We start from the raw sequence: 25185 nt of genomic DNA on the forward strand, positions 1-25185 counted from the left end.
GGGCGCCTGCACCTCCCCTGCGGCATCGACCGGCACGAAACCGTGCTGTTGGCCCGAGACCGCCAGCGCGGCGATACGGGATCGAACCTTGGGATCAATCGCACGCAGGCAGGCGTGTAGTGCCGCAACCCACTCCGCCGGCTGCTGCTCACGGCTGCCATCGGCGGCGGATGCCAGATCCAGCGGCGCGCTGGTGCTGGCAACCAGGCGCCGCCCGGCAGGGTCGTAGACCACGACCTTCAGACTCTGCGTACCTGCATCGATTCCGGCAACCAGATCCATTTCTTCCACCCCGTCCCTACGTGAAGGTAGCGCTACCATTTCCAGGCAACAGCGTGCTGTTCTGTCATGCCAGGGCTGAAGCCCGTGGCCATACGTCCTGCGCAGCCTTGCAGTAGCGTTCGATGAACGCGGCCTGCGAGGGCATCGTCGCGGCCGCCCGCTGCACCGGCTGTCGGATCCGCGCCAACAGCGTGCGCAGATCCGCATCATCGATGGCACGTGCAAGCGGATGCGCAGGGCCCGGCTTTATTCCCTGCCCCATCAACACGCTGGTCCAGGAGTCCACGCGGAACAGCTCACCGGGGTCCTGCCAGGCATGCGCACGTTCGCGCCAGGCCTGCAGCCGGATCGCGAGCGAGTCCGGCAGCGCCATCTCGCGGCAGGCCTTCCACATCGGCTCGTCGCGCTGGTTGGCGTGGTAGTGCAGGATGATGAAGTCGCGCACATGCTCCATTTCCTGGCGGCTGACATCGTTGTACAGCGCCATCAGCGCCGGACTGATCCCGTCGAACGGGAACAGCTGGATCAGCCGCACCACGGCACTGATGGTCAGGTGGATGCTGGTCGATTCCAGTGGCTCGATGAAGCCACTGGCGAGCCCGAGCGCCACCACGTTCTTGTTCCACGCCTTCAGCCGCCGTCCGCTGCGGAACGGCACCAGCCAGGGGTCGCGCAGCGGCGGGCCGTCGATATCGCGCAGCAGCTTGGCGTGCGCCTCGTCGTCGGACATGTGGCGGCTGGAGAACACCAGCCCGCAACCGACCCGGTGCTGGAGCGCGATATGCCACCGCCACCCGGCTTCGTGCGCAATGGCACGTGTATAGGGAACGGGCGATGCGACCGAGCCGGTCTGCACCGCGACGGCGCGGTCACTGGGCAGCCACTCGTGCCAATCCTCATAGCCGGTGTGCAGGGTCTGCTCGGTCAGCAGCCCGCGGAATCCCGTGCAGTCGATGAACAGGTCGCCCTCGATGACCTGTCCGTCTTCCAGCACCAGCGACGCGATGGAGCCGTCATGGCCATGTTGCCGAACCTCGCGGATCTTGCCTTCCAGCCGTCGCAGGCCGTGTCCCTCGGCCTTGCGTCGCAGGAACCTGGCATACAGCCCGGCATCGAAGTGGTAGGCGTAGTTGAGCGGGGGTTGGGTCTCCAGCGAGAACTGGTCGCCGTACGAGGCGACGCTTTCCAGGCAGAAGTCGCCCAGCGCCGAGGGCATGCCGCGGCGCAGGCTGTCCAGCCAGAAGTGGTGGAACGGCGTGGCCCAGGTACCCTGCCCGATCGTGCCGAACGGATGGATGAAACGATCGCCGGGACGACGCCAGTTCTCAAACGAGATCGAGAGTTTGAACGTGCCGGCAACGGCGCGCAGGAACTCCTGCTCGTCGATCTGCAGAAAACGATGGAATGTGCGGATGGGCGGCACGGTCGACTCGCCGACACCCACCGTACCGATCTGCTCGGACTCCACCAGGGTGATCTCGAGCTGGTCGCGGAACTGGTGTGCCAGCGCGCAGCCGGCCAGCCAGCCTGCCGTGCCGCCACCGGCGATGACGACCTTGCGGATACGCCCTTCGGTTGTGTTCGCCACGTTCAATGCGATGCTCCCATCAACGGTTGAGTCGAGCCAGCAACTGGGCGCGCATGCGGCGCGCCTGCGTCTCGTCGAACGGTGCCAGGTCGCCGCGGGCGACATCGGGCAGGTGCTGTGCCGCACGCCCACCCGGACCGAATACGTAGTACTCGAAGATCCTCGCCCAGGCCTGCTTCTCGCGTACCGGCAGGTCGCGCACGGCCCACATCGCATGATGGAGTGCCGGTAGCGGTGAGCAAAGGAAGGCCGGCGAACTGCGCCACCAGTAATTCACCAGCACATTGAACGGCGCCAGGCTGCGTACGTGGTGCCACCACATGCTCGGAATGAAGATCGCATCCCCCGGTTCCAGCACCGCGGTCTGCGCGCTTGCCAATGCGTCACGAAACCGCGGATGGCGCGCGAAGTCCGGGCGGTCGAAATCCACCACGCTTACCACCTGCCCGCCCGGGGTGGGCTCCAGCGGCCCCGGATACAGATTGTCGATCTGCTCCGGCGGAAACAGGGTGAACCGGCGCCGGCCCACGGCACAGCACGCCAGGTTCTCCGGGGTGTCGAAATGGCAGGAGGCCGTCACGCGGTTGCCGATCCAGATGCTCGCCGAGGCCTCGATGCCCTGCCCTGCCAGACCGGCGTCGTTGGCCTGTGCGAACCCGGGCAGCGCCCGCTCGATCGGCAGCGACGCGACATAGTAGGTGGGTGGCATCGGGTCTTCGAAGGTGTCGGCGATCTCGTCCAGCACCTGGGTCAGCAGGCCGCGCCGGACCTCGACGTTCAACCGGGTGAAATCCTCGTTGTAGAATGGACGTCCTGCGATCTCGGGCCCGCCGAAGGAATACGGGACGGGCACGCCCGCATCGAAACGGCGCAGATAGCCCAGCGCGTCCTGCGTGGAACGCAGCCCGGCCTGTACCAGCGCCCAGTCGCGCGCGATGCCGCGCAGCACCACCGGCTCCCCGGCGGCCACCAGCGCCTCCAGCGGCAGCGCCGTGGGCTGAAGGCCTTCCAGTGTCCGCATGGCAACGCCGTCCAGCACCGGTCAGTTCCTGACCGTCGCAGCGGCGGCGTCGAGCATGCGCAGGCGCCGCTGCTTCTCGGCGATGAGGCGTCGCATGTTATGCAGCGACGCCAGCATGAGGTACGCACCTTCCAGATAGCCGGCGCGGTTGAGTTCGGCCAGTGCGGCACCGTCCAGCCCGGCCAGCCGGTCACGGTCAATCGCGTGCAGGCCGTTGACGCTGACCCGGTGCTGCGGCTCGATCTGCACGTCGAGCGTGAGCGGTTGGATCAGTTCGTGCGCATCGAGCCTGGCAAACATCGCTGCACCAAACGCATGGCCATCGTGGATGCCACGCAGCACACCCGCGATGTGGTCCAGATAGGGGGTATTGCCGCCCTGCGGCAGGAACACCGGCTCACCCTGCATCGCCTTTACGCGCGGATGGTCCAGGTCGACGTGCATCACCGCCTCCTGGCCGAGTACGCCGTCGATCCGGCTTTCCTGGAAGCCGATGAGGAACGGCCCCTTGGCCGCTGCCCCGGGCAGGTAGGCGGCATTCCAGCGGCCGTCCTGCAGGAACAGATTCTCGTGCTGCTCGAACCCGAGCAGGACCACGGACTGCCACTCGCCGGTGGCGGTGTCCTTGCGAAGGAAGATGGGATATTCGCGCTGCAGTTCGGCGAACTCGCTCGGGTACGCCGGCACCATGCCGACCGCGTCGCCAAACTCGGGCCCGAAGCCGGTAGCCACGCGCAGATCGCGGTGGGCGATGTTGTTGAGCATTTCGTAACGCGGCATGGTGTTCTTCCAACCCCATCAGGACCCTTGAACGGGTGCCGCTGCCAGGGCAGCGGCACCCCCACACGTCAGAACCTGTAACGAACGCCGAGCATGTAACGCGGACTCTGGTCAGCCAGCTTGACGATCATCTCCGAGGTGCGCGAGCGCCAGCGGACGTCCTCACCGGTCAGGTTGATCGCTTCCAGACCGAACGACCAGTGATCATCCAGGGTGTAGTTCACGCTGAGATCCCACTGCTCGTACGGTTCCACGTAGTACGGATTGCGGCTGGCACCCTGGTTGGCGAGGATCAGGTACTGGTCGCGCCAGTTCCACGCAAGCCGCACCGACCAACCGTATTTTTCGTACATTAGCACGGCGTTTGCGGTGTCACTGAGCCCGGTCAGCGCGAACTGGTCGATGCCCGGGTCGCCCCCGTTGTCGTAGCCGACATCGCCCTTCACCAGGGTGTAATTGGCGAGGACGCCAAACCCGGTATCACCGAAGAAATACTGCCCGCCGAGCTCCCAGCCGTGCAGCTTGGCCTGGTTCTGGTTGATGGGACGGTTGACGTTGAACTGGTACAGCGGGTCGCCGGCCTGCCCATACAGATCGTAAGCCGCTTCGGTCGCCAGGACCTGCGCGTCGGTGCCGGTGTAGGCGCCCAGTCCGGCCGGGTTGTTGCGCAGCAGCGCCAGCGCGGTGAACAGCGCCGTGTCGTTGGCCGAGCAGGCGGCCGCATTGGCCGCACCGACCTGGGTGATGCAGGCGCCGCTGTTGAGGAACGCCAACGCAGCCTGCGCATCCGGTCCGGAGGTGGGATCCCTCAGCCCGTACAGATTCTCCTGCACGATGGTGTTGCCTATGAAGTTGTTGACGGACTTGTTCCAGTACGTCAACGACACATAGCTGGCGTCAGCGAAGTACCACTCCAGCGCCAGGTCGAGATTGTCCGATTCCAGCGGCTTCAGCTGCGGGTTCTGTGCCGTGCCGCTGGCCCGCGAAGAAGGATCGATCAGCACCGAGCCGAACGGTTGCTGTGCGGTCGGGCCTGCGTAGAGGTTGCCGATCGGCGCGCGCGCGATGCTCTTGCCGAACGAGACGCGCCCCTTCAGGTTGTCCAGGAGGTCGATGCTGAAGTCGAGGTTGGGCAGGATGTAGCTGTAGCTGTTCTTCTCGGTGAACGGCTGTTGTTCGTCGGACAACACCACCCGGAAGTCGTTGTTGGACTGCCATTCGATGGCCTCCGGGATGGCGATGACCGACGTCGACACCACGTCGGTGGTTTCATAGCGCACGCCCAGACGGGTATTGGTACGCCGGCCACCCAGCTCGCCGTCCAGCTCGACCTGGAAATAGGCGGACTTGGTCTTTTCCTCCACCAGGTTGTCGGCGGCGCGCTGCGGGCTCACGCCAAGACTGGCGCCATAGTTGTCCGCCGCCCATTGCGCAATGCGGCCCGCATCGCCGCGCCACGCGGTGAAGCTGTTGGCGTTGAAGTCGTTGAACAACCCGACGATGTTGACCGGCTGCAGCAGGTCCATCAGGCCGTTGGCCACGTCCCCGTCAACATTGGCCACGCCCCAGTCACCCAGGGTGCTGTAGTTCTCCGCTGCCTGGATGCGATGGGTGGTCTGCTTGCTCGAGTCCACGCCAAACTGGAAGCGGCCCTTGTCGAAGCTCCACTCACCGTCGACGCGCCCCTGCTTGATCTCGCTGACCTGGGTCTGCGAATTGATGCGCAGCACCTGCGAACCAATCTCGCCCGGCACGAAGCCCGGGTTGACCACGCCGTTGGTCTTGGCGATGGCATCGGCCGTGCTCGGGTACCAGATCTGGGTGCCCACTGGCAGGCCGTTGTTGAAGTTCATCTCCTGCACCCACGAGCCACCGCAATGCGGTCCGGTGGTGCAGTTGTTGGTGCCGGCGATGCTACTGAAGATGGAGCCGCCCCCGGTGAGCGGATCGTTCGGCCGGCTTTCGTTCTTGGAATCGTGCGCGTCGAAGGTCAGCTTGAACCGGTCGGTGACGTTCCACAGCGCATTGAAGCCGAGCGACCCGAGCTTGTACTTCTGCATGCTGCGCTGCTGTTCGAGCCCGAAATCCTTGGTGCCCGCAATTTCCCGGATATAGACCGGCGTGGCAACCGCACCGCTGGTGTCGAAGGTTACATCGGTGTAGTTGCTGTTCTGCAGCCACATGCCCTGTTCGCCACGATTCTCGGTGATCTCGTTCGTCGAATAGGTGTAGTCCAGGGTCAGGGTCACCGCGTCGGTCGGTGCGAACTGCAGCACCGCCTGGCCATTGATGCGCTCACGCTCGAACTCGGAGAACGCATAGCGGAGGTCGTTCGGGCGGCCATACAGCGCGCCCACCGCCGGCGCGTTGACCACGGCCGGGTTGCCGGGCATCGTGCCGGTCCACGGCTGGATGTTCCAGTAGTTGTTGGTGGCCTGCACCGAGCCACCCTTGCGCTTCTGGTAGCTCGCACTCACCCCGACGCCGAAGGTCTTCTCCGGGTTGCTGTAGCTGAAGATGCCGGACAGTTCCGGGGTCAGGTCGTTGTCGAACGGCTGGCTCTGGTCGGAGACGACCTTCGCACCGGCACTGGCGACGGTGCCGGCATGGTCGAACGGGCGCGCGGTCAGGATGTTGATGGTGGCGCCGATTCCGCCGCTGGGCACATTGGCCTGGCTGGTCTTGTAGACCTCGATGCCATTGATGGCTTCAGCGGCCAGCTGAGCGAAGTTGAAGGCGCGGGTGCCGCCGTCGACACCGCCGATGGCGACCTGCCCTGACGCACCGAATGCATCGGCGCCCGGCATCTGCCGCCCATTGAGCGTCACCATGTTGAACTGGGGGCCAAAGCCTCGGGCCGTGACCTGTGCGCCTTCGCCATCACGGCGTTCGATGGAGATGCCGGTAATGCGCTGCAGGGACTCGGCCAGGTTGGTGTCGGGGAACTTGCCGATGTCCTCGGCACTGATGGCATCCACCACGCCAGCCGAGTCGCGTTTGATGTCCATCGCCTGGCTGAGGCTGTTGCGGATTCCGGTGACCTGCACGGCATCCAGCTGGGTCGGGCTGGGCTGGGCCTGTGGCTGGGCAACGGGTGCCGGCGTCCGCGCGTCCTGTGCGAATGCAGGATTGATGACCAGAACGCCGCCTACGAACGTAAACATGGCCCTGGAGGTGAACTTCGCCAGCGTGCGGCTCATGAACGAGCCCTCCGGTCTGGCGTGCGACGGAACGTAGAAGCGCTCATGACTCTCCCCTCTGACATACGATCGAATGGATGTACCGCCCCTCCCGGGGGCACGTACGGGCGATGCCCGTCTTCCACACCGAACATCGCAGCGCGCCAGGCGCAGACTGCGACTCAAACTCGCTTTCAGGCTTGCCAGAACAGCCGCGTGGTAAAGGGGGGGTACCCGCTGGCCTTACCCTGGCACAGTGGTAGCGCTACCATCACGTCACGGGCGCAGACTAATCATCCAGGGTTGCGCTTGTCATCATGCAGCGCAGCAAAGGAGCCCATTTCTTGAAGCACAGCCAAAAAGTGGTCCGCCGGAAGGCAAGCGCCATCACTATGGGTGACGTCGCGGCGCATGCAGGCGTCTCTGCCATGACCGTTTCGCGCGTCATCCATGGCCATGCCGGGGTGCGCGAGGACAACCGCGAGCGCGTCATGCACAGCGTGCGCGAACTGGACTACCGCCCCAACCTGGCCGCAAGCGCCCTGGCCGCGGCGCAACACACCTGCATCGCGCTGATCTACACCAATCCAAGCTCCAGCTACCTGCGTGAACTGCTGGTGGGCGCACTGCGCGGGTCCACCCGTGCAGCGGCGCAGCTGGTGATCGCCACGTGGGACGAACTCGGTGGCAAGGCGCGTCGCGAAGCGGCCAGGCGACTCTCCGGCAGCGTCGCGGGTGTGATTCTTCCGCCGCCGTTGTGTGAATCGCCGGCCATCGTCGACGCATTCGTCAGCGCCGGCGTGGCCGTGGTGTCCATCGCGTCCAGCCACTTCAGCGACAGGATTTCCTGCGTGCGCATCGATGACCGCCAGGCGAGCCACGACATGGTGTCGCATCTCATCGCCCACGGACATACCCGCATCGGCTACATCAAGGGCGATCCGAACCAGACGGCCAGTGCGCATCGCTGGCAGGGCTACCGGGATGCGCTGGCCGACGCCGGCATCCACTACGACGACGCACTCGTCCAGCCAGGGTACTTCACCTACCGCTCGGGACTGGAGGCGGCCGAAGGGCTGTTGACCCTGCCCCAACCGCCCAGCGCGATCTTCGCCAGCAACGATGACATGGCGGCGGCCGTGGTGTCAGTGGCGCATCGTCGCGGCCTGGAGGTGCCGGGCGACCTGTCGGTGGTGGGTTTCGACGACACCTCCGCATCGACGATGGTCTGGCCCGAACTGACCACCATCCACCAACCGGTGGCGGAGATGGCGGACACCGCCATCGACATCCTGTTGCGTGAGATCCGGCACTCCGTTTCCACGCCGCGCCGCACGGTCAACCGCGTGCTTGCGCACCAGCTGATCACGCGCGCGTCCGTATCGAGGCCTCGGGCGCCCCCGGCGCGTCCGCCATCGCAGGAGGCAGCACAGCCTTTGACGGACATCGATGGCAAGGATGCCTGAGCATCCCCGCAACGCCAGGGTCGTTCCTTCGGAGGGTTGCGCGACGGCGGATCAGGGGCTGGTTCCTGCATCCGGAAGGGCCTGGCATATCTGACGGGCGGCGTCGTTGAACGCCACCTTCCTGACGATCAATGCGCGAAGCTGCTTGACGTACTTCACGCGGTGGTCGCCAGGCGGGTGGTCGCCCTCCTTGTGCGTGTCGAAGATCTGGCTCGTGCGCCACTCGCTGATCGACGCGATCACGGTGTCCCAACCGATGCCGAGCTGGTTGAGGAGGTAGGCCGCATTGAGGTCGGCGATTACTTCGGTCGCTTCACCCGACGCGCCGGTCAGGCCCACCTTGGAAAGGACATGCTCACTGATGCCGTGGCCCAGCTCGTGGGCGAGCGCGAACTTGATCGCCACGTTGTCGGCGATGGCGAGCAGACCCTCGCTGACGACCATGCCCAGCCCCTCCTCGTCATCGGTAGGGGTCAGATTGCCGTTGGGCACGCTGCCCGGCTCGGTCTTGACCACCGGCACCATCGGCAAGCCGCAGGCATAGGGCGTGTCCCCGGCGTAGAACTGGCTGGAAATGAGGGCGAGGGCCTCTTTGGCAAAGGCGCTGGCCTGCGTGGCATTCATGGACATGGGAACCTCCGGTGAGCGGGGCCCGGCGGGTGCGGGCCTTGCGTTCACTTTTTATGCCGCCCGCGCCGCGGGCGTACGACCCGCCGTTGCGAGGCCTGTACGCCTTGTTGCGCCTGGATGATGGCCGCCCCGACGGGGCCGATCCAGAGCGGTCACGCCGGGATCGGGCCCCGACACGCTGCCAAGGCCCGCCACAAGCTCGGCATTCCAGGCCGATTGGCGCCCACCCCTCCGGATCAGGGACAATAGCCGCCGTCCGGGCGTCCCCCGGCCCGCTACAGCATGGTCCAGCATCGAGCCGGTCATCGCTCTGCTCCCCACCCTGCCTCCCCGCCGCTTTCCCCGGAACCGACTTGAACACCATCGCCCCACCCCTCGCCGACGACGATCTGCCCCTGACCGACCGCCTGCGCGCCGCGCTGGACCTGCTGGAGGCGATCGAGGCCGACCGCAGCGTGCTCGACACCCTGCCCGACGCCGATCGTGCGCGCCTGCACCAGGTGGTGGCCAAGGTCTATCACCCCGAGCCGAAGGCGCGCCGGCAGATGCTCAAGCAGCAGGCCAAGCAGCGCCACCAGGAAAAGGTGCGCAAGGCCGAGGCCCTGCTCGACCAGACCGGCATCCGCGCCCTGCGGCGCAAGCCGGTGTTCAGCACGCCGAACTATTTCCCGCCGCATGCGGCCGGCCTGCACGATGCGCACAACGGCCAGAACGTCGCCGCGGCGCCCGAACCGGTGCATTCGCCCGAACTGCGCCACTGCTATGTGTGCAAGCATAAGTTCACCCAGCTGCACCATTTCTACGACCAGATGTGCCCGACCTGCGCCGAGCTGAACTTCGTCAAGCGCACCGAGACCGCCGACCTGCGCGGCCGCGTGGCGCTGCTGACCGGTGGCCGCGTCAAGATCGGTTACCAGGCCGGCCTGAAGCTGCTGCGTGCGGGTGCCGAACTGATCGTGACCACGCGCTTCCCGCGCGATTCGGCGGCGCGGTACGCCGAAGAACCGGACTTCGCCGAGTGGGGCCACCGCCTGCAGGTGTACGGGCTGGACCTGCGCCACACGCCCAGCGTGGAAGCATTCTGCAGCGAACTGCTGGCTACCCGCACGCGCCTGGATTTCATCATCAACAACGCCTGCCAGACCGTGCGTCGCCCGCCGCAGTTCTATGCGCACATGATGGCCGGCGAGACCGCCGCGCTGCATGAGGTGCCCGAGACGCTGCGCCGTCTGATCGGCGATTACGAAGGCCTGCGCAGCGCCGAACTGCTGGGCGCCACCTCGACCACGGCGCTGCCGGTGGTTCAGGACCAGGGCTTCAACGGCGCCAATGGCCTGACCCGCGCGGCCGAGCTGTCGCAGGTGCCGTTGCTGGATGATGAACTGGTCGCCCAGCAGCATCTGTTCCCCGATGGCCGGCTCGATCAGGACCTGCAGCAGATCGATCTGCGCGGCCGCAATTCGTGGCGCATGCAGATGGACGAAGTGCCGTCGGTGGAACTGCTGGAGACGCAGCTGGTCAACGCCATTGCGCCGTTCATCATCAATGCGCGGCTGAAGCCACTGATGCTGCGCACGCCCGAGCGCGACAAGCACATCGTCAACGTGTCGGCGATGGAGGGGCAGTTCTACCGCAACTTCAAGACCACCCGGCATCCGCATACCAACATGGCCAAGGCCGCGTTGAACATGATGACCCGCACCTCGGCGGCCGATTACCAGAACGACGGCATCCACATGAACAGCGTCGATACCGGCTGGGTGACCGACGAGGATCCGGCCGACCTGGCGGCCAAGAAGGTGGAGCAGGAGCGCTTCCACCCGCCGCTGGACATCGTCGATGGTGCCGCCCGCATCGTCGACCCGATCATCCACGGCTTCAACAGCGGCGAGCACGTGTGGGGCCAGTTCCTGAAGGACTACGCGCCCACCGACTGGTGATCGCGGCGGTGCGTCGCCGGGCCGGGCTCAGCGCTCGGCCGGGCGGCGCACCGTGCTGTACTTCATGCGGCCGTTGCGAAGCACGCCGCGCGTGGTTTCCACCGACTCCCCATCGGCGGACGGCGCCTCTTCCCAGCTCTCGAACAGCTCCAAGCTGCCGTCACGATACCGGTAGGTTTCCGAGGCGTGCGCGCAGCAGCCGTTGCGCGCGGAAGATGTCACGGTGCGCTGCGCCGCGTTGATCGACAGCTGCGGCAGGCCCGACAGGGCGGCGTCGTGGACAAAGGTCCGCGATACCGGGTCGAACAGGAACACAGTGTCGGTGCTGTTCGGTCCGGCACCGCCGGACATGCCCGGCGCCAGGATGTCCGGGTAACCGTCGAAGTTGGCATCCACCACTTGCAGCACATCCCCGGCGCCACTGATGGGATCGGCATCAAAATCCCGCAGGATCTGCACGCGCTTCCCCGTGCTGGCATCCAGCACCTCGATGGCGCTCGGCACCCGTTCTTCGTCATCGCCTTCGCTGCGCTCGAAACCCAGGCGGAAACGAAACGCGGGCGTGGTGGCCGTCTGCGCGACCCATTCGGGCCGGGACAACGCATCGCGGTCGATCCAGCCGGGCGCACTGCTGCCGTCCGATGCGATCCGTTCGATCTGGAACCATGCCGGCGTGCGCGACACCACCGCGACGTAACTGCCGGCCTTCAGCGGCTCGCCCGCACTGGTCGGCACCGGTTCGCGCTGTGCAACCACGTCGATGGGCAGATACAGCACATCGGTGTAGTCGCGCGCCTGCTGCAGCACGAAGCCATCGCGACGGTGGGTAACCTCGTAATGGCGGATGCTGCGGCCGTAAGCCTCGGGCGCACAGACATCGCTGATCGCGCAGGCCCCGGCCTCCTCGGCGGTGGGTTTGCGCCGCGGCGGGATCCGCTCGGTGCCGGTTGCACGTTTGCGGTCGTTCCAGCGCACGGTGAACTGCGTGGCGCTCCAGTCGAATGCCGCTTCGCTGCCATCGCCATTGATGTTGGTGCGGCAATAAGGCTGCGCGTCGGAGCGGTCGTTCCAGTCCGGGAATGCATATGCCGGGCAGAGCCTGTTCTCGCTGTTGATGTCGTAGCGATAGCCCGGGTCGGTGACGAACACCAGCGTGTTCCGCTGCCGCTGCGGATCGCGCGACACGAAGGCAACGCGCACCTTCGCGTCGGCGGGAAGTGCATGCTCGACGCGCTGCTCGAACGCTTCACCCGCCGCGGGGATTGCCGGTGCGGCCTGCCGCCAGGCATCCGGGTCAAGCCGGTAGATACCCGGCTGCAGCAGTTCTGCAGCCGGTGCGCCAGCGCTGGCGAGCGCCAGGGCCAGCGCGGCCCACGGATACGTCATCAGCGCGACATCCCCTGCGCCTGCGTCTGCGACTGGGTTCGTTCTTCCACCTGTTGCTGCTCCACCTGCGCATCGCGCACGGGCGCCACGTCCTGCAGTGCGCGCACATGCTCGCCCACCGGCGTGGCCACCGCCTCGCTGGTCTCGGCACGCGCCAGCCTGCGGTCTGCGGCGTGCGGCTCGCCCTGCACGGCGAACGCGTACTGGCCGCTGTCGCTCAGCAGCGCCTGGTCGATGCGCTCCAGCCCTTCGCGGCGTGCCGCCACCACCAACCCCATGTACAGACGCTCGCTCATCGCATCGGGCTGGCGGCCCATGCCCTGGTCCAATGCACCCACCGCACTCTGGCCTTGTCGCATCAACCCATGATCGGGGCTGTCGGCGTGCCGCGGATCCTGCGGCAGCAGCGGCGAGGGTGCGGGCAGGCCGCGCAGGCGCGGGCTGTCCACGCTGGCAGCGATCGGCTCGAAGCCCTTGCGCGGGTCGCCGTCGGCGGCATTGGAAAGATGGAACAGGCGCTCGGCCATGCCATACGCAGACTGGCCCTGCAGGCGTGCCAGCGTGGTGGCGAAGGCGTCCACGTCCTGCTGCGGCTGGCCGTGGCCATCTTCGGCCAGCAACCGCCAGCGCGGGTCGGCGGTCGGGTTGTCCCGCACCATGGCCTGGGTCTGCTGCATCAACGTGCGCATCTGCGCGTCGCTGAAACTCAGGGTGAGGTTGTCGCCGGCCTGCACCGGCCCGGCACGCCGGGTGTCGCCGGTCAGCGCAGTGTTGAGCAGGCCGGCGATCTGTTCGGCCTGCGGCGCATCGCGCAGGTCGAACTGAAACGCGTAGCGGCGCGCGTCGACGTTCTCCTGGCCGTCGGCGGCATGCACGCTGAGCCGGGTCATCGGCACGTTGCCGCTGTATTCCACACGGCGCGCATCCACGTGGCTGCCATCCTCGAAGCGCGTGCGCACCACCTCACCGCTGTTGCGCGCACCGCCCAGATCGGCACTGAAGCTCTCGCCCACGCCCACCTTCAGCCGCGTCTGCGAACTCATGCCCAGCCGTTCCACCGTGGCCACCGCGTCCACGCCCGGCGTCTGCGCGGCGATTTCGCCCGTACCCACAAAATGCGCGTAGGCCGCCTGACCATCCGGTTGGCCCAGGTCGAAGGTGGCCGTCTTCAACGTCGATTGCCCCAGTGCATCCTGCCGGCCAAGCATGGCGCTGACACCGCCGGCCGACACGCCCAGGCCGTTGAATGCCGACACGGCCTGGTTCGGCCCCAAGGTCACGCGCACGTGCCCCGCATCGACGCGGTCCACGCGGTAGCTGGCGCCCGTGGCCTCGGTGAGCTGAGTCTGGGTGGCGATGTGGCGGAAGCTGGCGTCCAGCGCGGTGCCCTGGAACGCCTGGGCATCCAGGGTGACGCGGCCACCGACGGGAATCGTGGTGGGCGTGAACGGGTCCACTTTCGCCGCATCGACCGCGTCGCCACCGGCCGGCAGGCTGACCAGATAGCGCCCGCGCACGCCAGCGGTGCTGGCCGTTTCGGCGGCCGCGCCGCGGCTCGATCCGCCCCCCACCTCCGCGCGTGCGCCGGCCGAGCGTTCGATCTGCACCTGGTAGTTCACCAGGCCGTCGGCGCTGGCATGGGTGAAGGTAACCGCCTGCGCCTGCGTCTGCGCGCTGGAGCCGACCTTGGCCACGTCGCGCTCGATCGCGCCCTTGACCGCGCCATCGCCGGGATTCCAGGTAATCGAACCGCTGCCCACCGCGGCGCGGTACTCGCTGTTGGCCGAGCCGTAATCGGGATTGAAGGCCACCTCGGCGGCGGTTCGGTGCTGCGCGATGCTGGCTGCACCGTCCTTGTCTGCTGCGGCATTCATTGCCGTGTCCTCATTGCTTCAACCGCTCGATTGTAGAGGGAACGCCTGAAAATCAGCGTCACGATGCAACGCGGCGCGCCTCATGCCCCATTTGCGACGACCCGCGCCCATATCGCGCGAGACGGGACAAGGCGAGGCGCCTATTCTTGGCGTCCCCTCCCTTCCCCACGGGTCCGGGACCATGCGGTGGCTGCGTGGTGCCGGCAAGCGTGCCCTGCTTTCGATGCCGTCCATGACCCCACAAACGCCCTCCCCCGCACCCGCACCGATCCCGTCGGCCGCCCCCGCCGCACCCGCCAACCAGGGCTTTGCGATCCGCATCGTCGGCGCCGCGGCGTTCGCGCACCTGCTCAACGACATGATCCAGGCCGTGCTGCCGGCGGTGTATCCGATGTTCAAGAGCGAATTCCAGCTGAGCTTCGGCCAGATCGGGGTGATCGCGCTGGTGTACCAGGTCACCGCGTCGCTGCTGCAGCCGTGGGTGGGCATGTATACCGATAAACGGCCCCTGCCGTACCTGCTGCCATCGGGCATGGTGGCCACCTTCATCGGCATCGCGATGATGGCGCTGGCCAACCGTTACGAAATGTTGCTGGTGGCTGCCGCGGTGGTCGGGGTGGGCTCGGCGACCTTCCACCCGGAAGCCTCGCGCGTGGCACGGATGGCCTCCGGCGGGCGCTTCGGCACCGCGCAGTCGACGTTCCAGGTGGGCGGCAACACCGGCTCGGCGATCGGCCCGCTGTTCGCCGCCGCGGTGGTGATTCCGCATGGGCAACGCGCCATCGGCTGGTTCATGCTGATCGCCGCCGTCGCCATCTTCGTGCTGTTCCGGCTGACCGGCTGGACCGTGCGCCATGGTCAGGCCAAGATGAGCAGCCTGGCGCGCAGCCACGGCACCGGCCTCAGCCGCGGTAAGGTGGTGCAGGCCATTGCGGTGATCTCGGTGCTGATGTTCGCCAAGTTCGTCTACATCGCTTCGTTCACCAACTTCTTCACCTTCTACCTGATCGAACGCTTCCACCTGAGCGTGCAGCAGAGTCAGATGTATCTCTTCATCTTCCTGGCCTCGATCGCACTGGGCACCTTCATCGGCGGCCCGGTCGGCGACCGTATCGGGCGCAAGGCGGTGATCTGGATTTCGTTCCTCGGCGTGGCGCCATTCGCGCTCGCCCTGCCCTACGCCAACCTGATGGGCACGGCGGTGCTGGCGATCGCGGTCGGCCTGGTGATGTCCTCGGCCTTCGCCGCGCTGGTGGTGTATGCGCAGGAGGCGGTCCCCGGCCGCGTCGGCATGGTGTCGGGGCTGATGTTCGGCCTGATGTTCGGCATCGGCGGCATCGGCGCGGCGGGCCTGGGCAAGCTGGCCGACATCCACGGCATCGTGTGGGTATACCACTTCACCTCGTACCTGCCGCTGCTCGGCCTGGCGACGGCGTTCCTGCCGAAAACCCGGCCGCACTGACGCCACGCTGCGCGCGACCGGTGCGGGGCGTCAGTGGAAGAACTGACTCGGCAGTTGCCCGAAGCGCTTCTTGAACATCACGGTGAACGCGCTGGGGCTGGCGTAGCCCAGCGACAGCGCCACATCGATGATCTTGTCGCCGTGCGCCAGCCGCTCGAGGGCGCGCAGCAACCGCGCCTGCTGCCGCCACTGGCCGAACGTCATGCCCAGTTCGCGCGCACACAGGCGCTGGATCGTCTTGACGTCCACCGAAAGCCGGCGTGCCCAGTCCTGCAGCGTGGACGGATCATCCGGCGCGGCTTCGAGCCGGCGGGCAATGGTCTGCAGCCGTGCATCCAACGGTTGCGGCAGGTGCAGCGGCAACACCGGCAGCGTCTGCAGTTCATCCAGTATCAGCTGCATCACCCGACCATCGCGCGAGTCCTGCCGATACGGCTGCTGCACGTCGACGGCGGCGCGGATCAGGGCGGCCAGCAGCGGCGTGACCGACACTGTGGACGCGGCAGCCGGCGGTTGCGCAATGGCCGACGGCAGGATGTACAGGCTGCGCATGCCGACCGCACCGATGCAGCTCACCTTGTGCCCCATGCCCGCCGGCATCCAGATCGCGCGCGTGCTCGGTACCACCCAGCGACCCGCGCCCGCCTGCACCACCAGCACGCCGGTTTCGGCGTACACCAGTTGATGGCGATCGGGGTGATGGTGCAGCGGAATCACCGTGCCCGGGGTGTAATCGCGCGCCCGGCACAGCACCGGCGTATCCGGTGCGAACGGCAGGCTGCGGCCCTGACCATCGGCGGGGGTGATGTCCTTCTTTCGGTAGGGCACGTGCGGATCCCGGCAAACAAACAACGCTGGAATTCTAGCCCTGCAGCGCGCTACCGAACACGGCCAGATCGCCCTCGCCGCGCGGCCGCACCACCCGCGCCACCTCCTGCCCATCACGCAGCAGGATCACCGTGGGCCACAGCTTGACCTTGAACGAGCGGCCCGCAGGCCGCCCTTTTCCGTCCTCGATCTTCAGGTGCGGCATCTCGTGTTCACCCAGCCACTCCTTGAGGGCCAGCTGGGCGGCACTGCAATGCGGGCACCACGGGGCGCCGAACTCGACCAGCTGCCAGCCGCTGCCCGCGTCGATCTCGGCGCGGGACGGTTCCTGGCGGACATAGTCGCGGCTGTAGCTCATCGCGGTTGCTCGAGCGCCCGCTGGATGTCTTCGAGCGGTGCGTTGGTAAGATCCTTGGCCAGGTCGGCGAGCAACCGTGACTGGACCTCCTTGTGCAGCTGCGGGCGGATCCGCCCCAGCGTCTGTGGATCGGCGATCAGCACCAGGTGGGCGTAGCGGTTGTTGAGCGCGTCCTCGTTCAACTGGCCAGCCAGCTGTTTGGCGAAGGTGGCCTCGTTCAACTGCGAAATGCTCATGTCCTGCGGCATCGAGCCCGACGGCCCCTGGCCGGAAACACCCTGCGCGCTGATGTCCTGGACCTTCAGCTCGTCGTGCTGCTTGAGCTGCAGGGTGCGGCCATCGCCGACGTTGGTGAACACACGGGCCGAGCCGCCGTCTGCGACGACGACGAGGGTGCCTGCGGGAATATGCTGCTGCATCGTGGACTCCTTGGGAAAACGGGTCGCCATTGCGCCCGACGTCCAAGGTAGGCAGGTAGATGTAAGCACCGCGCATACGGATGTGTGTGCGGCGTGTGCGCCTTGCCCTGCGCCGCCCCGCCTCAGGACGCGGTGGCGTGCAGCTCCATCGCGCGCATCACGATCGGCTTGGCCCAGTCCGGCGTATGCAGCAGCTCGGCCACCGAGACCGGGTAATGCAGGCCATCGCGGTCCAGTTGCAGCAGCGGGCGCGGGTCGGCGCGACCCTGTTCGTCCAACGGCGCGCTGTTGTCGTAGACGTGCAGTTCGGCCAGGTACGGGAGCAGGTCGATCAGGTTCTCGCGCGAGGCATCGTAGCGGGCGTGGATCTTGTCCTGCGGGATGTCGTGGCCACCGCGGCTGACCCGGGCCGCCACGCGCTCGATGTGCAGGGCCACGCTGTCCAGGCCGCAGAACCAGATGGCGACCTCATGCGAGGCGCAGGCCTCGCGCAGCAGGCGCGGGATGGTATTGCCGCCGAGCGTGCTTTCGAAGGCGAAATCACTGTCATCGGCCATCGCCTGGCGCAACCGCCGCGTGCCTTCGTGCCAGGCCATCGCGTTGGCCTCGGCCTCCGCCCATCCCGCCTCGACCAGGGCGCGGGTGAACGCGTCGGGGTTGTACCAGGACAACCCCTTCGCCTCCAGCAGCGTGCCCAGCAGCGAGCTTTTGCCGGCGCCGTTGACGCCGGCCAGCACCAGGATCCGCCCCATCGGTCAGAGCGACTTGCCGGGGGTGATCTTGCCGCGATGGATCGGCTTGCCCAGCACCTTGCCAAGCCCGCCGTCGCGATTGAGCCCGGCCAACTGCGTATCGAACTGCGCACGCAGGCGTTCCAGCGCACCGCCGCGCTCGTCGCCACCGGCGCCGGCAGCCTTGGCCAGCAGTTCCTGGTAGGCCTTGATGTCCACGATCACCGCTTCGGGGTGGTTGTGGTTGGTGATCACCAGCGCCTGCTTTTCGCGCACGGTGCGCATCAGGCTCGGCCAGCCACGGGTTTTCACCGAGGAGGCCGTCGCCTTCTCAAGGCCGGGCAGATCCAGTGGCAGGGTCATGGCACGCTCCAGCGCGGGGGGGGTTGGGGCCATAATACCCCTTTTTGGTAAATTGGATATAAATCCCGTTTAACCCAAAACTACCCATGCTGGCAACCGGACCAACCCCGTAGGCCGGGGCCGGCCATCCCTCAACGCGACATCGAGTACGGCGCCTGCGCGCCCTGCCCCGGCCACGCCCGGTTCGGCTCGGCCTGCAGGGTGAAGCGCAGTTCGCCACCGGCCAGGATCTCCGCATGGCGCAGGAAGGTGCGCTGCAGCGGCTGACCATTGAGGGTGACCGTGCCCACGTAGTCATGGCCCTTGCCCATGCCCTCGGTGATCACGGTGAAGGTCTTGCCATTGGGCAGGTGCAGCGTGGCCCTGGGCAGGAACGGCCGGCCGATGATGTACTCGCCACTGCCAGGCGCGACCGGATAGAAACCGAGTGCGGTGAACACATACCACGCCGACATCTGGCCCAGGTCATCATTGCCCGCCAGGCCGTCGGGACGGTCGGCGTACTGGGTGTCCATGATCTGCTTCAGGCGGGCCTGGGTGCGCCACGGCTGACCGGCGTGCGCGTACAGGTAGGCCACGTGGTGACTGGGCTCATTGCCATGCGCGTACCAGCCGATCAGGCCGGTGATGTCTTCCATGTGCTCGAAGATCGACGGGTCGACCTTGGCCTCGAACACCTGATCCAGGCGCGCCAACAGCTTGTCACTGCCACCATGGGCCTGCGCCAGCCCGGCCACGTCCTGCGGCACGTACCACGAGTACTGCCACGCGTTGCCTTCGGTGTAATCGGTGCCGTAACCGCTGGCCGACGGATCGAACGGCTCCCGGAAGCTGCCATCGCGCTTGCGTGCACGCATGAAGCCGGTGCCGGCGTCGTAGGCATGGCGCCAGTTGCCGGCACGCTTGTCGAACGTGGCCTGCACGTCCTTGCGGCCCATCGCTTCGGCCATGCGCGCGATGGTCCAGTCGTCGAAGGCGTATTCGAGCGTCTTGCTCGCCGCTTCGCCTTCCTCGTCGATCGGCACCCAGCCCAGCTCGCGATACTGCGCGATGCCATCGTAAGGACCGTAGTTGGCGGTGGCGACCATCGCATCGAGCGCCTTGTCCGCGTCGAAACCGCGGATGCCCTTGAGGTAGGCGTCGGCGATCACCGGCACTGCGTGGTAGCCGATCATGCACCACGTTTCCTGCCCGTGGAACGCCCACACCGGCAGCATGCCGTAGGCACTGTGCTGCTGGTGGGCGATCAGCGAATTGATGAAATCGCTGTTGCGTTTTTCCGGCTGCACCAGCGTGAGCAGCGGATGCAGCGCCCGGTAGGTATCCCACAGCGAGAACGTGGAATAGTTCGTATAGCCTTCGGCGCGATGTACCGCGTTGTCCGAGCCGCGGTACTGGCCGTCGGCATCCATGAACAGGGTCGGGCCGAGCATGCTGTGGTACAGGGCGGTATAGGCGCTGCGGCGGTCGTGCTCGGGCGCGTCGATCTCGATCGCCGACAGCGCCTGGGTCCACTGCTGCCTTGCCTCGGCGCGGACGCGGTCGAAGTCCTGGTCCCTGGCCTCGGCATCGAGGTTGGCGATGGCGCCGGCCTCGCTCACCGGCGAAATCGCCACGCTGACGATCAACGGCGCGTCCAGCGCACCGAAATCGAACGTCCCGACGAGCTGCCGCCCTTCGATCTGCGGGCGCTGGCCGGGGTCGTTCTGCCCCGGCGGCGGGAAGCCCTTGTAGGCGATGTCGGTCTCGGTGTTGTGCAGCGCATGCGCGGTCAGCGGACGCGAGAAACGCATCGCGAAATACAGCTGCCGCCCCGGCGCCCAGCCGCGGGTTTCGCGGAAGCCGGTGACGGTGCCATCGGGTCGCAGGCGCAGCCGCGACCACGAAATCTTGCCGGGATAGTCGTACAGGCTGGTGCGCAGGTCGAGCAGCACGCGCGCCTGCTGGCCACGCGGATAGGTGTAGCGATGCACGCCGGTGCGGGCGCTGGCGGTGAGTTCGGCGCGCACCTTGTAGTCATCCAGGGTGACCGCGTAATAGCCGGGCTCGGCCTTTTCGTTGTCGTGGTGGAAGCGCGAGGCGTAACCGCTGCGCGGCTTGTCCGGATCACCGCGCTCCAGGCCGGGATCGCCGGTGAACGGCATCACCAGTACATCGCCCAGATCCGAATGGCCGCTGCCGGAGAAGTGCGTATGCGAGAAGCCGACGATGCTGCTGTCGTCGTAGCGGTAGCCGGCGGCCCAGCCGTAGGCTTTCTCCCGCGGCTGGATGCGCGTGTCCGGACTGAGCTGGACCATGCCGAAGGGGACCGTGGCGCCGGGATAGGTGTGCCCTTCCCCGCCGGTGCCGATGAAGGGATCGACGGCGGCGTATGCGCGCTCACCGACCTTCGCCGTCGCCGCCCCTGCCGTCCCGGCCACCAACATCGCTCCGACCGCGAGCCCCAACCAGCGTAGCGTCCCCGTTTTCGTCATGGCGTTGAATTTAGATCGATTCAAGGTGGACTCGATCCTAGCATCGGGGCGGAGCCGCCGCATGTTGCAGTGCGCCGCGAACGGACGCGACGTCGTCAGGGGTGGCCCACTCCATCGATGCCTGCCGCTGCCGGCCGGTCCCGCCCGATCAGGGTGAGATGACCGGGCGTCCAGCGGTACCGCCAATGATGCAGCCCCGGTGGCGGGCAGTCGTTGGCGCGCGGCTCACCGCCGGCGGTGACGGCGGCGCGCTTGCAGGTAGGCGATTCAAGTCGACTCTCGAAACGCACCCGAATCTCCCCACCTGCCACCTCGAGCCCGATGAGCTCGCCGGGAATGTGCACCGAAACCTCGTTGGCATAGCCCACCTCGCGCAGGATCGCGAATGCCGCGTCATCGGAGGCCACATTGCCGGGATAGGCCGACTGTCCGCGCCGATCCCCCGGCTGCAGCGCGGTCATCACCACCAGTTCGTTGGGCAGATTGCCGGTCGAGCCGGACGTGGTCGCGGTATAGGTATAAACGATGCCGCGGGTGCCCGCATCGTCGAGATCGGCCACCAGGATCTCGACCGGCCGGTAATCGAAAACAATGTCGTCGGGCGGAAGCATATCGAGTGTCGCCGCGACGGCGCGCCGTGCCGCGTCCAACGTCAGCCGATCACCGGCCAGCACAGCCCCCGTTGCCGGGAAGACTGCCAACAGGAGCAGGACGCGCCCCATCACCTTCCGTGTCATGGCCCAGCTCCTCGTGAACTGGGCCCAGTATGCGCGACGGCGTGCACGCAGGCGACCGCTGGCATCCTGTCGGCCCGCCCCACCCCCCCGTTACGCCGGTCGCGCCTCGTCCGGCACCGCCGCTTCGGGCAGCGTCGGCTGCGCACTGTCCACGGTCATCGGCGCATCGCTGCGCAGCAGCGCACGCGCCTCGGCCTCGCTGGCCACCGCAGGGGGCGAGCCACGCAGCGGCATCCGCGCGGTCTCGTTGACGAACAGCATGGTGATCACACCGATCACCGCCGCGCCCATCAGGTAGTACGCCGGCACCAGCGGATCGCCGCTGCGCTCCACCAGCCAGGCGGTGACCAGCGGCGTGGTACCGCCGAACAGCGACACCGAAACGTTGAAGGCGATGGACAGCGCGCTGTAGCGCACCGGGGTGTAGAACAGTGCCGGCAACGTGGAGGGCATCGAACTGGTGAAGCACACCAGCGCCAGCCCCAGCAGCATCAACCCCAGGAAGATCAGCCAGTCGTTGCCGGTGCCGATCAGCTTCAGGCACGGGATGGCCAGCGCGAACAGCGCGATGCAGGCGCCAATGATCATCGGCCGGCGGCCGAGCCTGTCGCTGAACAACCCGCCGACCACGTTGAGCGGCATCATCACCAGCATCACGATGATGATCAGCAGCAGCCCCTTGCTTTCGGCATACCCCATCGTGACGCTCAGGTAGCTGGGCATGTAGGTCAGCAGCATGTAATCGGTCACGTTGAACACCAGCACCAGGCCCACGCACTTGAGCAGCTGCGGCCAGTGCACGCGGAACAACGCGCCCAGGCCGGGACGCTCGTGGTCGCGCTTCTCGGCTTCTTCGGCGTAGGCGCGGAAGGCCGGGGTCTCTTCCAGCTTCATGCGCATGTACAGGCCGAGCAGCCCCAGTGGGCCGGCCAGCAGGAACGGAATGCGCCAGCCCCATTCCAGCATCTGCGTACTGCTGAGCGCCATGTGCAGCGCGGTGACCGTGCCGGCGCCGGCGATGTAACCGCCAAGCGTGCCGAACTCCAGCCAGCTGCCCATCAGCCCGCGGTTGCGGTCGGTGGAGTATTCGGCGATGAAGGTCGCCGCACCGCCGTACTCGCCGCCGGTGGAGAACCCCTGCACCAGCCGCGCCAGCAGCAGCAACGCCGGCGCCCACAACCCGATGCGGTCGTAGGACGGAATCAGGCCGATGCTGAAGGTGCCCAGCGCCATCAGGATCATGGTGAACGCCAGCACCTTCTGCCGCCCGTACTTGTCGCCCAACGGACCGAACACCAGCCCACCCAGCGGACGTACGAGGAAGGCGACGGTGAACGTGGCGAAGGTGGCGATCAGCTGTGCGGTGGGATTGCTGGAGGGAAAGAACACCTGTCCCAGGGTGACTGCGATATACCCGTACACGCCGAAATCGAACCACTCCATCGCATTGCCGAGTGCGGCGGCGCCGACGGCTTTTTTCAGCATCGGCCGGTCGACCACGGTGACTTCGTCCACCTGTACCTGGCGGCGGCGTTTGAACCAGCCGAAATGGGCATGTGCGGCGTGCAGGTCCTGCATGGTGCTTTCTCCTGGAAGCATGGCCATCACCACGCCCGAGGTCCCGCGCACGGCACAGGAAAGAACCGCCTCCGGTAGAACGCGGCACGATGCGCGAAGAGGGGTGGCAACAGGCGATCCCGGACGGCCGCGTGGAATTCCACGGCGCTGCAGGAAGGATGACCGAGAGACGGGCAATGGCCCGAGGCAATGATCAAGCGCCCCATGATACTACACATCGAAAATGTGATCTTTTCCGCGTCTTCACGCCTGCAGAACGGCGGGCGCCCACGCATGCAATAGCAGCGGGGAATCGGGCAGAATTCACTCGCCGCGGCGACGTGCTCACACGGAACGTGCGCCCGGCACTCACAGCACGAACACCCAACCCATCGAGGCTCCATGTCCATCAAGTCCACCACCCTGTGCGCCCTGCTCGGCCTGCTTGCTCCTGCCGCTGCGATGGCCCAGGACAACACCGCATCCACGCTGTCGCGCCTGCTCGAATGCAAGCTCACCGCCGCCGAGGTCGCCGCGTTCACCGACCGTATCAATGCCGAGGAGGTGCAGGACTTCGCCCATGTCGGATCGGACGCTTCCGGCGACGCGGCCCTGAGCCTGTGGAAGAGCGATGCGCCGATCACCGCATGGGGTGAGACCTCCAACCTGGTCGACCTGTCGAGTACCACTGAAATGCACCTGGCATTCAAGGTCGCGCCCGGCCAGGAACTGACCCGCGGCAAGGCCATCGTCGATCGCATCGGCGGCATGTCGCCACGCCCTGACCAGGCCGCCATGGAAGAGACCTACGGCTGGAAAGGCATGGACTACCGCAAGGCACTCAGCGACAACCGCAACGTGCGGGTCCTGGTGGACCTGAGCTACTCACCCGGCTGGGTGGTCGTAGGCTGCTCCTACGGCACCATCCTGTAAGCCGCCACGGCGGCATCGGGTACGGCGCGGCGCAGGAGAACCTTCCGGCGCCGCATTGATCGAGCAAGGCCGCTCCGGGTGCAGGCCCCCGCCTGACGTGCGGCCGCTGGCCGACCTCAGCGCTGGGCGAGTGCGAAATCCAGCCCGGCGCATACCGCCGCCACCTGGGCGTCGTTGCATTCCTGCGGGTTGGTCCGCGGGCTGTCCGGGTAGACCTCGGTGGTGGTGGCATAACGCGCATCGGTGAACCCGGCGCACGCGCCGATCGAACGCGACTCGCCCCAGACCACGCCGTTGGACTGCAGCGGCATGCCGATCAACTCGCCCTTGGCGTCGGCCGGGGCGATATGGGTGATCTTCTCCACCGCGGCGATCAGCGCCTGCTGGAACGCCGGCTGCGGGTCTTCGCTGTTGCCGATCACATAGAAACCATCGGGGATGATGTCCGGCACGAGCGCCTTGCCGTCGCGCGCACAGCGGGCCGGATCGAACTCGTTGAGATCGCTGTCGGTGGTTTCGTGCAGGTCCAGGTGCACCAGCAGGGTGTCACCGCGCGCGGCCACCCACTGCATCAACGAACGCGCCTCTTCGATCAGGCCGCCCTCGCGGAAGCTGCGGTTGGGATCGATGGCATCGGGATTCCAGCGCTGGATGCGCTCATAACCCCACGGACTCACACACGGCGCGACGATCAGGTTGATGCGGCCGGCGTAGGCCTCGGCGTTTTCGTCCAGGAACTGCAGCGCACCATGCACGCCGCTGGTTTCATAGCCGTGCACGCCACCGGTGATCAGCGCGGTCGGCAGCGCGGCATCCCAGTCCTGGTTGACCACGGCAAACAAGGGGTAGTGATCGGGCGCGTAGTCGAGCTGGCCATACTGGACCACCTCGAAACGTTCGCCAAGACGCTCAAGCGCAGCTACCACGTCGTCGTGGTAGCTGCGCTGGCGCTGCTGCGCAGCCCGCCACTGCGCCCGCTCGGCGTCGCCCCAGGGCTGGCCGGGGGTGCCGATCGGATAGAAATGCGCGGTGGTCATGAGGCAGCTCCAGGGGTCGAAATACGGTGGTCGCCCGCCGCGAAAACGGCAGGGCGACGGTACAGCCCGCTATTCTATCCCTGTGCGCCCCGCGGCGCTTACCAGGCCCTGCGCAGGCCGATCTGCCCGGCTACGTCGCG

At 66.8% G+C, this 25185-nt stretch carries 21 protein-coding genes; 4 read left to right on the forward strand and 17 right to left on the reverse strand.

The features are described from left to right. The 5 genes from RTO53_RS11800 to RTO53_RS11820 form a co-directional block, all read right to left on the reverse strand. Nucleotides 1-282: FGGY family carbohydrate kinase (locus tag RTO53_RS11800; protein WP_312237965.1), on the reverse strand; the 282-nt coding region annotated here is incomplete at its 3' end. 64 nt (nt 283-346) lie between these two features. After that, nucleotides 347-1876, reverse strand: a complete 1530-nt coding sequence (locus RTO53_RS11805) for a tryptophan halogenase family protein (RefSeq protein ID WP_312237966.1) — start codon at nt 1874-1876, stop codon at nt 347-349. Nucleotides 1877-1889: 13 nt separating this feature from the next. Beyond that, on the reverse strand, nt 1890-2909 hold the full coding sequence (locus RTO53_RS11810) for a cupin-like domain-containing protein (RefSeq protein ID WP_312237967.1): 1020 nt from the start codon (nt 2907-2909) through the stop codon (nt 1890-1892). Between the two features lie 3 nt (nt 2910-2912). Beyond that, entirely contained in the window at nt 2913-3671 is a 759-nt protein-coding gene (locus RTO53_RS11815; protein WP_312237968.1) for a SapC family protein, read from the reverse strand. 68 nt (nt 3672-3739) lie between these two features. Then, the gene (locus RTO53_RS11820; protein WP_312237969.1) at nt 3740-6871 is read right to left on the reverse strand and encodes a TonB-dependent receptor; all 3132 of its coding nucleotides are present in this window, start codon (nt 6869-6871) and stop codon (nt 3740-3742) included. 371 nt (nt 6872-7242) lie between these two features. Here RTO53_RS11820 and RTO53_RS11825 point away from each other — a divergent pair, with 371 nt between their 5' ends. Then, entirely contained in the window at nt 7243-8316 is a 1074-nt protein-coding gene (locus RTO53_RS11825) for a LacI family DNA-binding transcriptional regulator (protein ID WP_312237970.1), read from the forward strand. Between the two features lie 51 nt (nt 8317-8367). On the opposite strand, the gene RTO53_RS11830 is transcribed toward RTO53_RS11825, so the two are convergent. Beyond that, complete coding sequence (locus RTO53_RS11830) at nt 8368-8946, reverse strand: M48 family metalloprotease (protein ID WP_312237971.1); 579 nt, start codon at nt 8944-8946, stop codon at nt 8368-8370. A gap of 353 nt (nt 8947-9299) precedes the next feature. Between RTO53_RS11830 and RTO53_RS11835 the strand changes: the two genes are divergently transcribed. Continuing rightward, entirely contained in the window at nt 9300-10886 is a 1587-nt protein-coding gene (locus RTO53_RS11835) for an SDR family oxidoreductase (protein ID WP_312237972.1), read from the forward strand. 27 nt (nt 10887-10913) lie between these two features. Here RTO53_RS11835 and RTO53_RS11840 read toward each other — a convergent pair whose 3' ends face one another. Together RTO53_RS11840 and RTO53_RS11845 are read right to left on the reverse strand one after the other, a co-directional pair. Continuing rightward, nucleotides 10914-12272, reverse strand: coding sequence for a hypothetical protein (locus RTO53_RS11840; RefSeq protein WP_312237973.1), 1359 nt, complete (start codon nt 12270-12272; stop codon nt 10914-10916). Continuing rightward, nucleotides 12272-14146 carry an XVIPCD domain-containing protein gene (locus RTO53_RS11845; RefSeq protein ID WP_312237974.1) on the reverse strand — a complete coding sequence of 625 codons (1875 nt, stop codon included), beginning with the start codon at nt 14144-14146 and terminating at the stop codon, nt 12272-12274. The genes RTO53_RS11840 and RTO53_RS11845 overlap by 1 nt, the downstream gene beginning before the upstream one ends. Before the next feature lie 232 nt (nt 14147-14378). Here RTO53_RS11845 and RTO53_RS11850 point away from each other — a divergent pair, with 232 nt between their 5' ends. Next, nucleotides 14379-15608, forward strand: coding sequence for an MFS transporter (locus RTO53_RS11850; RefSeq protein WP_312237975.1), 1230 nt, complete (start codon nt 14379-14381; stop codon nt 15606-15608). Nucleotides 15609-15638: 30 nt separating this feature from the next. On the opposite strand, the gene RTO53_RS11855 is transcribed toward RTO53_RS11850, so the two are convergent. From RTO53_RS11855 to proP, 8 genes are all read right to left on the reverse strand, one after another. Next, nucleotides 15639-16415 carry a helix-turn-helix transcriptional regulator gene (locus RTO53_RS11855; protein ID WP_312237985.1) on the reverse strand — a complete coding sequence of 259 codons (777 nt, stop codon included), beginning with the start codon at nt 16413-16415 and terminating at the stop codon, nt 15639-15641. A gap of 55 nt (nt 16416-16470) precedes the next feature. Next, nucleotides 16471-16794, reverse strand: coding sequence for a thioredoxin family protein (locus RTO53_RS11860; RefSeq protein WP_312237976.1), 324 nt, complete (start codon nt 16792-16794; stop codon nt 16471-16473). Further along, entirely contained in the window at nt 16791-17213 is a 423-nt protein-coding gene (locus RTO53_RS11865) for a host attachment family protein (RefSeq protein ID WP_312237977.1), read from the reverse strand. Before RTO53_RS11865 ends, RTO53_RS11860 begins: the two co-directional genes overlap by 4 nt. 122 nt (nt 17214-17335) lie before the next feature. After that, a complete protein-coding gene (locus RTO53_RS11870) occupies nt 17336-17965 on the reverse strand; it encodes a hypothetical protein (protein ID WP_312237978.1) in 630 nt (209 codons plus the stop codon). Nucleotides 17966-17968: 3 nt separating this feature from the next. Continuing rightward, nucleotides 17969-18307 carry a type II toxin-antitoxin system prevent-host-death family antitoxin gene (locus RTO53_RS11875; protein WP_312237979.1) on the reverse strand — a complete coding sequence of 113 codons (339 nt, stop codon included), beginning with the start codon at nt 18305-18307 and terminating at the stop codon, nt 17969-17971. A 131-nt stretch (nt 18308-18438) separates the two neighbouring features. Then, complete coding sequence (locus RTO53_RS11880) at nt 18439-20733, reverse strand: GH92 family glycosyl hydrolase (RefSeq protein WP_312237980.1); 2295 nt, start codon at nt 20731-20733, stop codon at nt 18439-18441. 143 nt (nt 20734-20876) lie between these two features. Then, on the reverse strand, nt 20877-21518 hold the full coding sequence (locus RTO53_RS11885) for a hypothetical protein (protein WP_312237981.1): 642 nt from the start codon (nt 21516-21518) through the stop codon (nt 20877-20879). A gap of 90 nt (nt 21519-21608) precedes the next feature. Further along, nucleotides 21609-23096: a glycine betaine/L-proline transporter ProP gene (gene proP, locus RTO53_RS11890; RefSeq protein ID WP_312237982.1), complete on the reverse strand. Its 1488-nt coding sequence runs from the start codon at nt 23094-23096 to the stop codon at nt 21609-21611. Between the two features lie 381 nt (nt 23097-23477). Here proP and RTO53_RS11895 point away from each other — a divergent pair, with 381 nt between their 5' ends. Further along, nucleotides 23478-24008, forward strand: coding sequence for a hypothetical protein (locus tag RTO53_RS11895; RefSeq protein WP_312237983.1), 531 nt, complete (start codon nt 23478-23480; stop codon nt 24006-24008). 116 nt (nt 24009-24124) lie between these two features. Here the strand turns inward: RTO53_RS11895 and RTO53_RS11900 are convergent, their stop codons facing one another. Further along, on the reverse strand, nt 24125-25045 hold the full coding sequence (locus RTO53_RS11900; RefSeq protein ID WP_312237984.1) for a M14 family metallocarboxypeptidase: 921 nt from the start codon (nt 25043-25045) through the stop codon (nt 24125-24127). Nucleotides 25046-25185: the final 140 nt, after the last annotated feature.

The sequence above is a fragment of the Stenotrophomonas sp. genome, from assembly GCF_031995405.1.
Lineage (GTDB): Bacteria > Pseudomonadota > Gammaproteobacteria > Xanthomonadales > Xanthomonadaceae > Stenotrophomonas.

What these genes read in the sequence shown, in the direction of transcription:
- RTO53_RS11815 (WP_312237968.1), bottom strand. Translation starts at nt 3,671, where the DNA reads ATGCCGCGTTACGAAATGCTCAACAACATCGCCCACCGCGATCTGCGC.
- RTO53_RS11820 (WP_312237969.1), bottom strand. Translation starts at nt 6,871, where the DNA reads ATGAGCCGCACGCTGGCGAAGTTCACCTCCAGGGCCATGTTTACGTTC.
- RTO53_RS11825 (WP_312237970.1), top strand. Translation starts at nt 7,243, where the DNA reads ATGGGTGACGTCGCGGCGCATGCAGGCGTCTCTGCCATGACCGTTTCG.
- RTO53_RS11830 (WP_312237971.1), bottom strand. Translation starts at nt 8,946, where the DNA reads ATGTCCATGAATGCCACGCAGGCCAGCGCCTTTGCCAAAGAGGCCCTC.
- RTO53_RS11840 (WP_312237973.1), bottom strand. Translation starts at nt 12,272, where the DNA reads ATGACGTATCCGTGGGCCGCGCTGGCCCTGGCGCTCGCCAGCGCTGGC.
- RTO53_RS11845 (WP_312237974.1), bottom strand. Translation starts at nt 14,146, where the DNA reads ATGAATGCCGCAGCAGACAAGGACGGTGCAGCCAGCATCGCGCAGCAC.
- RTO53_RS11850 (WP_312237975.1), top strand. Translation starts at nt 14,379, where the DNA reads ATGACCCCACAAACGCCCTCCCCCGCACCCGCACCGATCCCGTCGGCC.
- RTO53_RS11860 (WP_312237976.1), bottom strand. Translation starts at nt 16,794, where the DNA reads ATGAGCTACAGCCGCGACTATGTCCGCCAGGAACCGTCCCGCGCCGAG.
- RTO53_RS11865 (WP_312237977.1), bottom strand. Translation starts at nt 17,213, where the DNA reads ATGCAGCAGCATATTCCCGCAGGCACCCTCGTCGTCGTCGCAGACGGC.
- RTO53_RS11870 (WP_312237978.1), bottom strand. Translation starts at nt 17,965, where the DNA reads ATGGGGCGGATCCTGGTGCTGGCCGGCGTCAACGGCGCCGGCAAAAGC.
- RTO53_RS11875 (WP_312237979.1), bottom strand. Translation starts at nt 18,307, where the DNA reads ATGACCCTGCCACTGGATCTGCCCGGCCTTGAGAAGGCGACGGCCTCC.
- RTO53_RS11880 (WP_312237980.1), bottom strand. Translation starts at nt 20,733, where the DNA reads ATGTTGGTGGCCGGGACGGCAGGGGCGGCGACGGCGAAGGTCGGTGAG.
- RTO53_RS11885 (WP_312237981.1), bottom strand. Translation starts at nt 21,518, where the DNA reads ATGACACGGAAGGTGATGGGGCGCGTCCTGCTCCTGTTGGCAGTCTTC.
- proP (WP_312237982.1), bottom strand. Translation starts at nt 23,096, where the DNA reads ATGCAGGACCTGCACGCCGCACATGCCCATTTCGGCTGGTTCAAACGC.
- RTO53_RS11895 (WP_312237983.1), top strand. Translation starts at nt 23,478, where the DNA reads ATGTCCATCAAGTCCACCACCCTGTGCGCCCTGCTCGGCCTGCTTGCT.
- RTO53_RS11900 (WP_312237984.1), bottom strand. Translation starts at nt 25,045, where the DNA reads ATGACCACCGCGCATTTCTATCCGATCGGCACCCCCGGCCAGCCCTGG.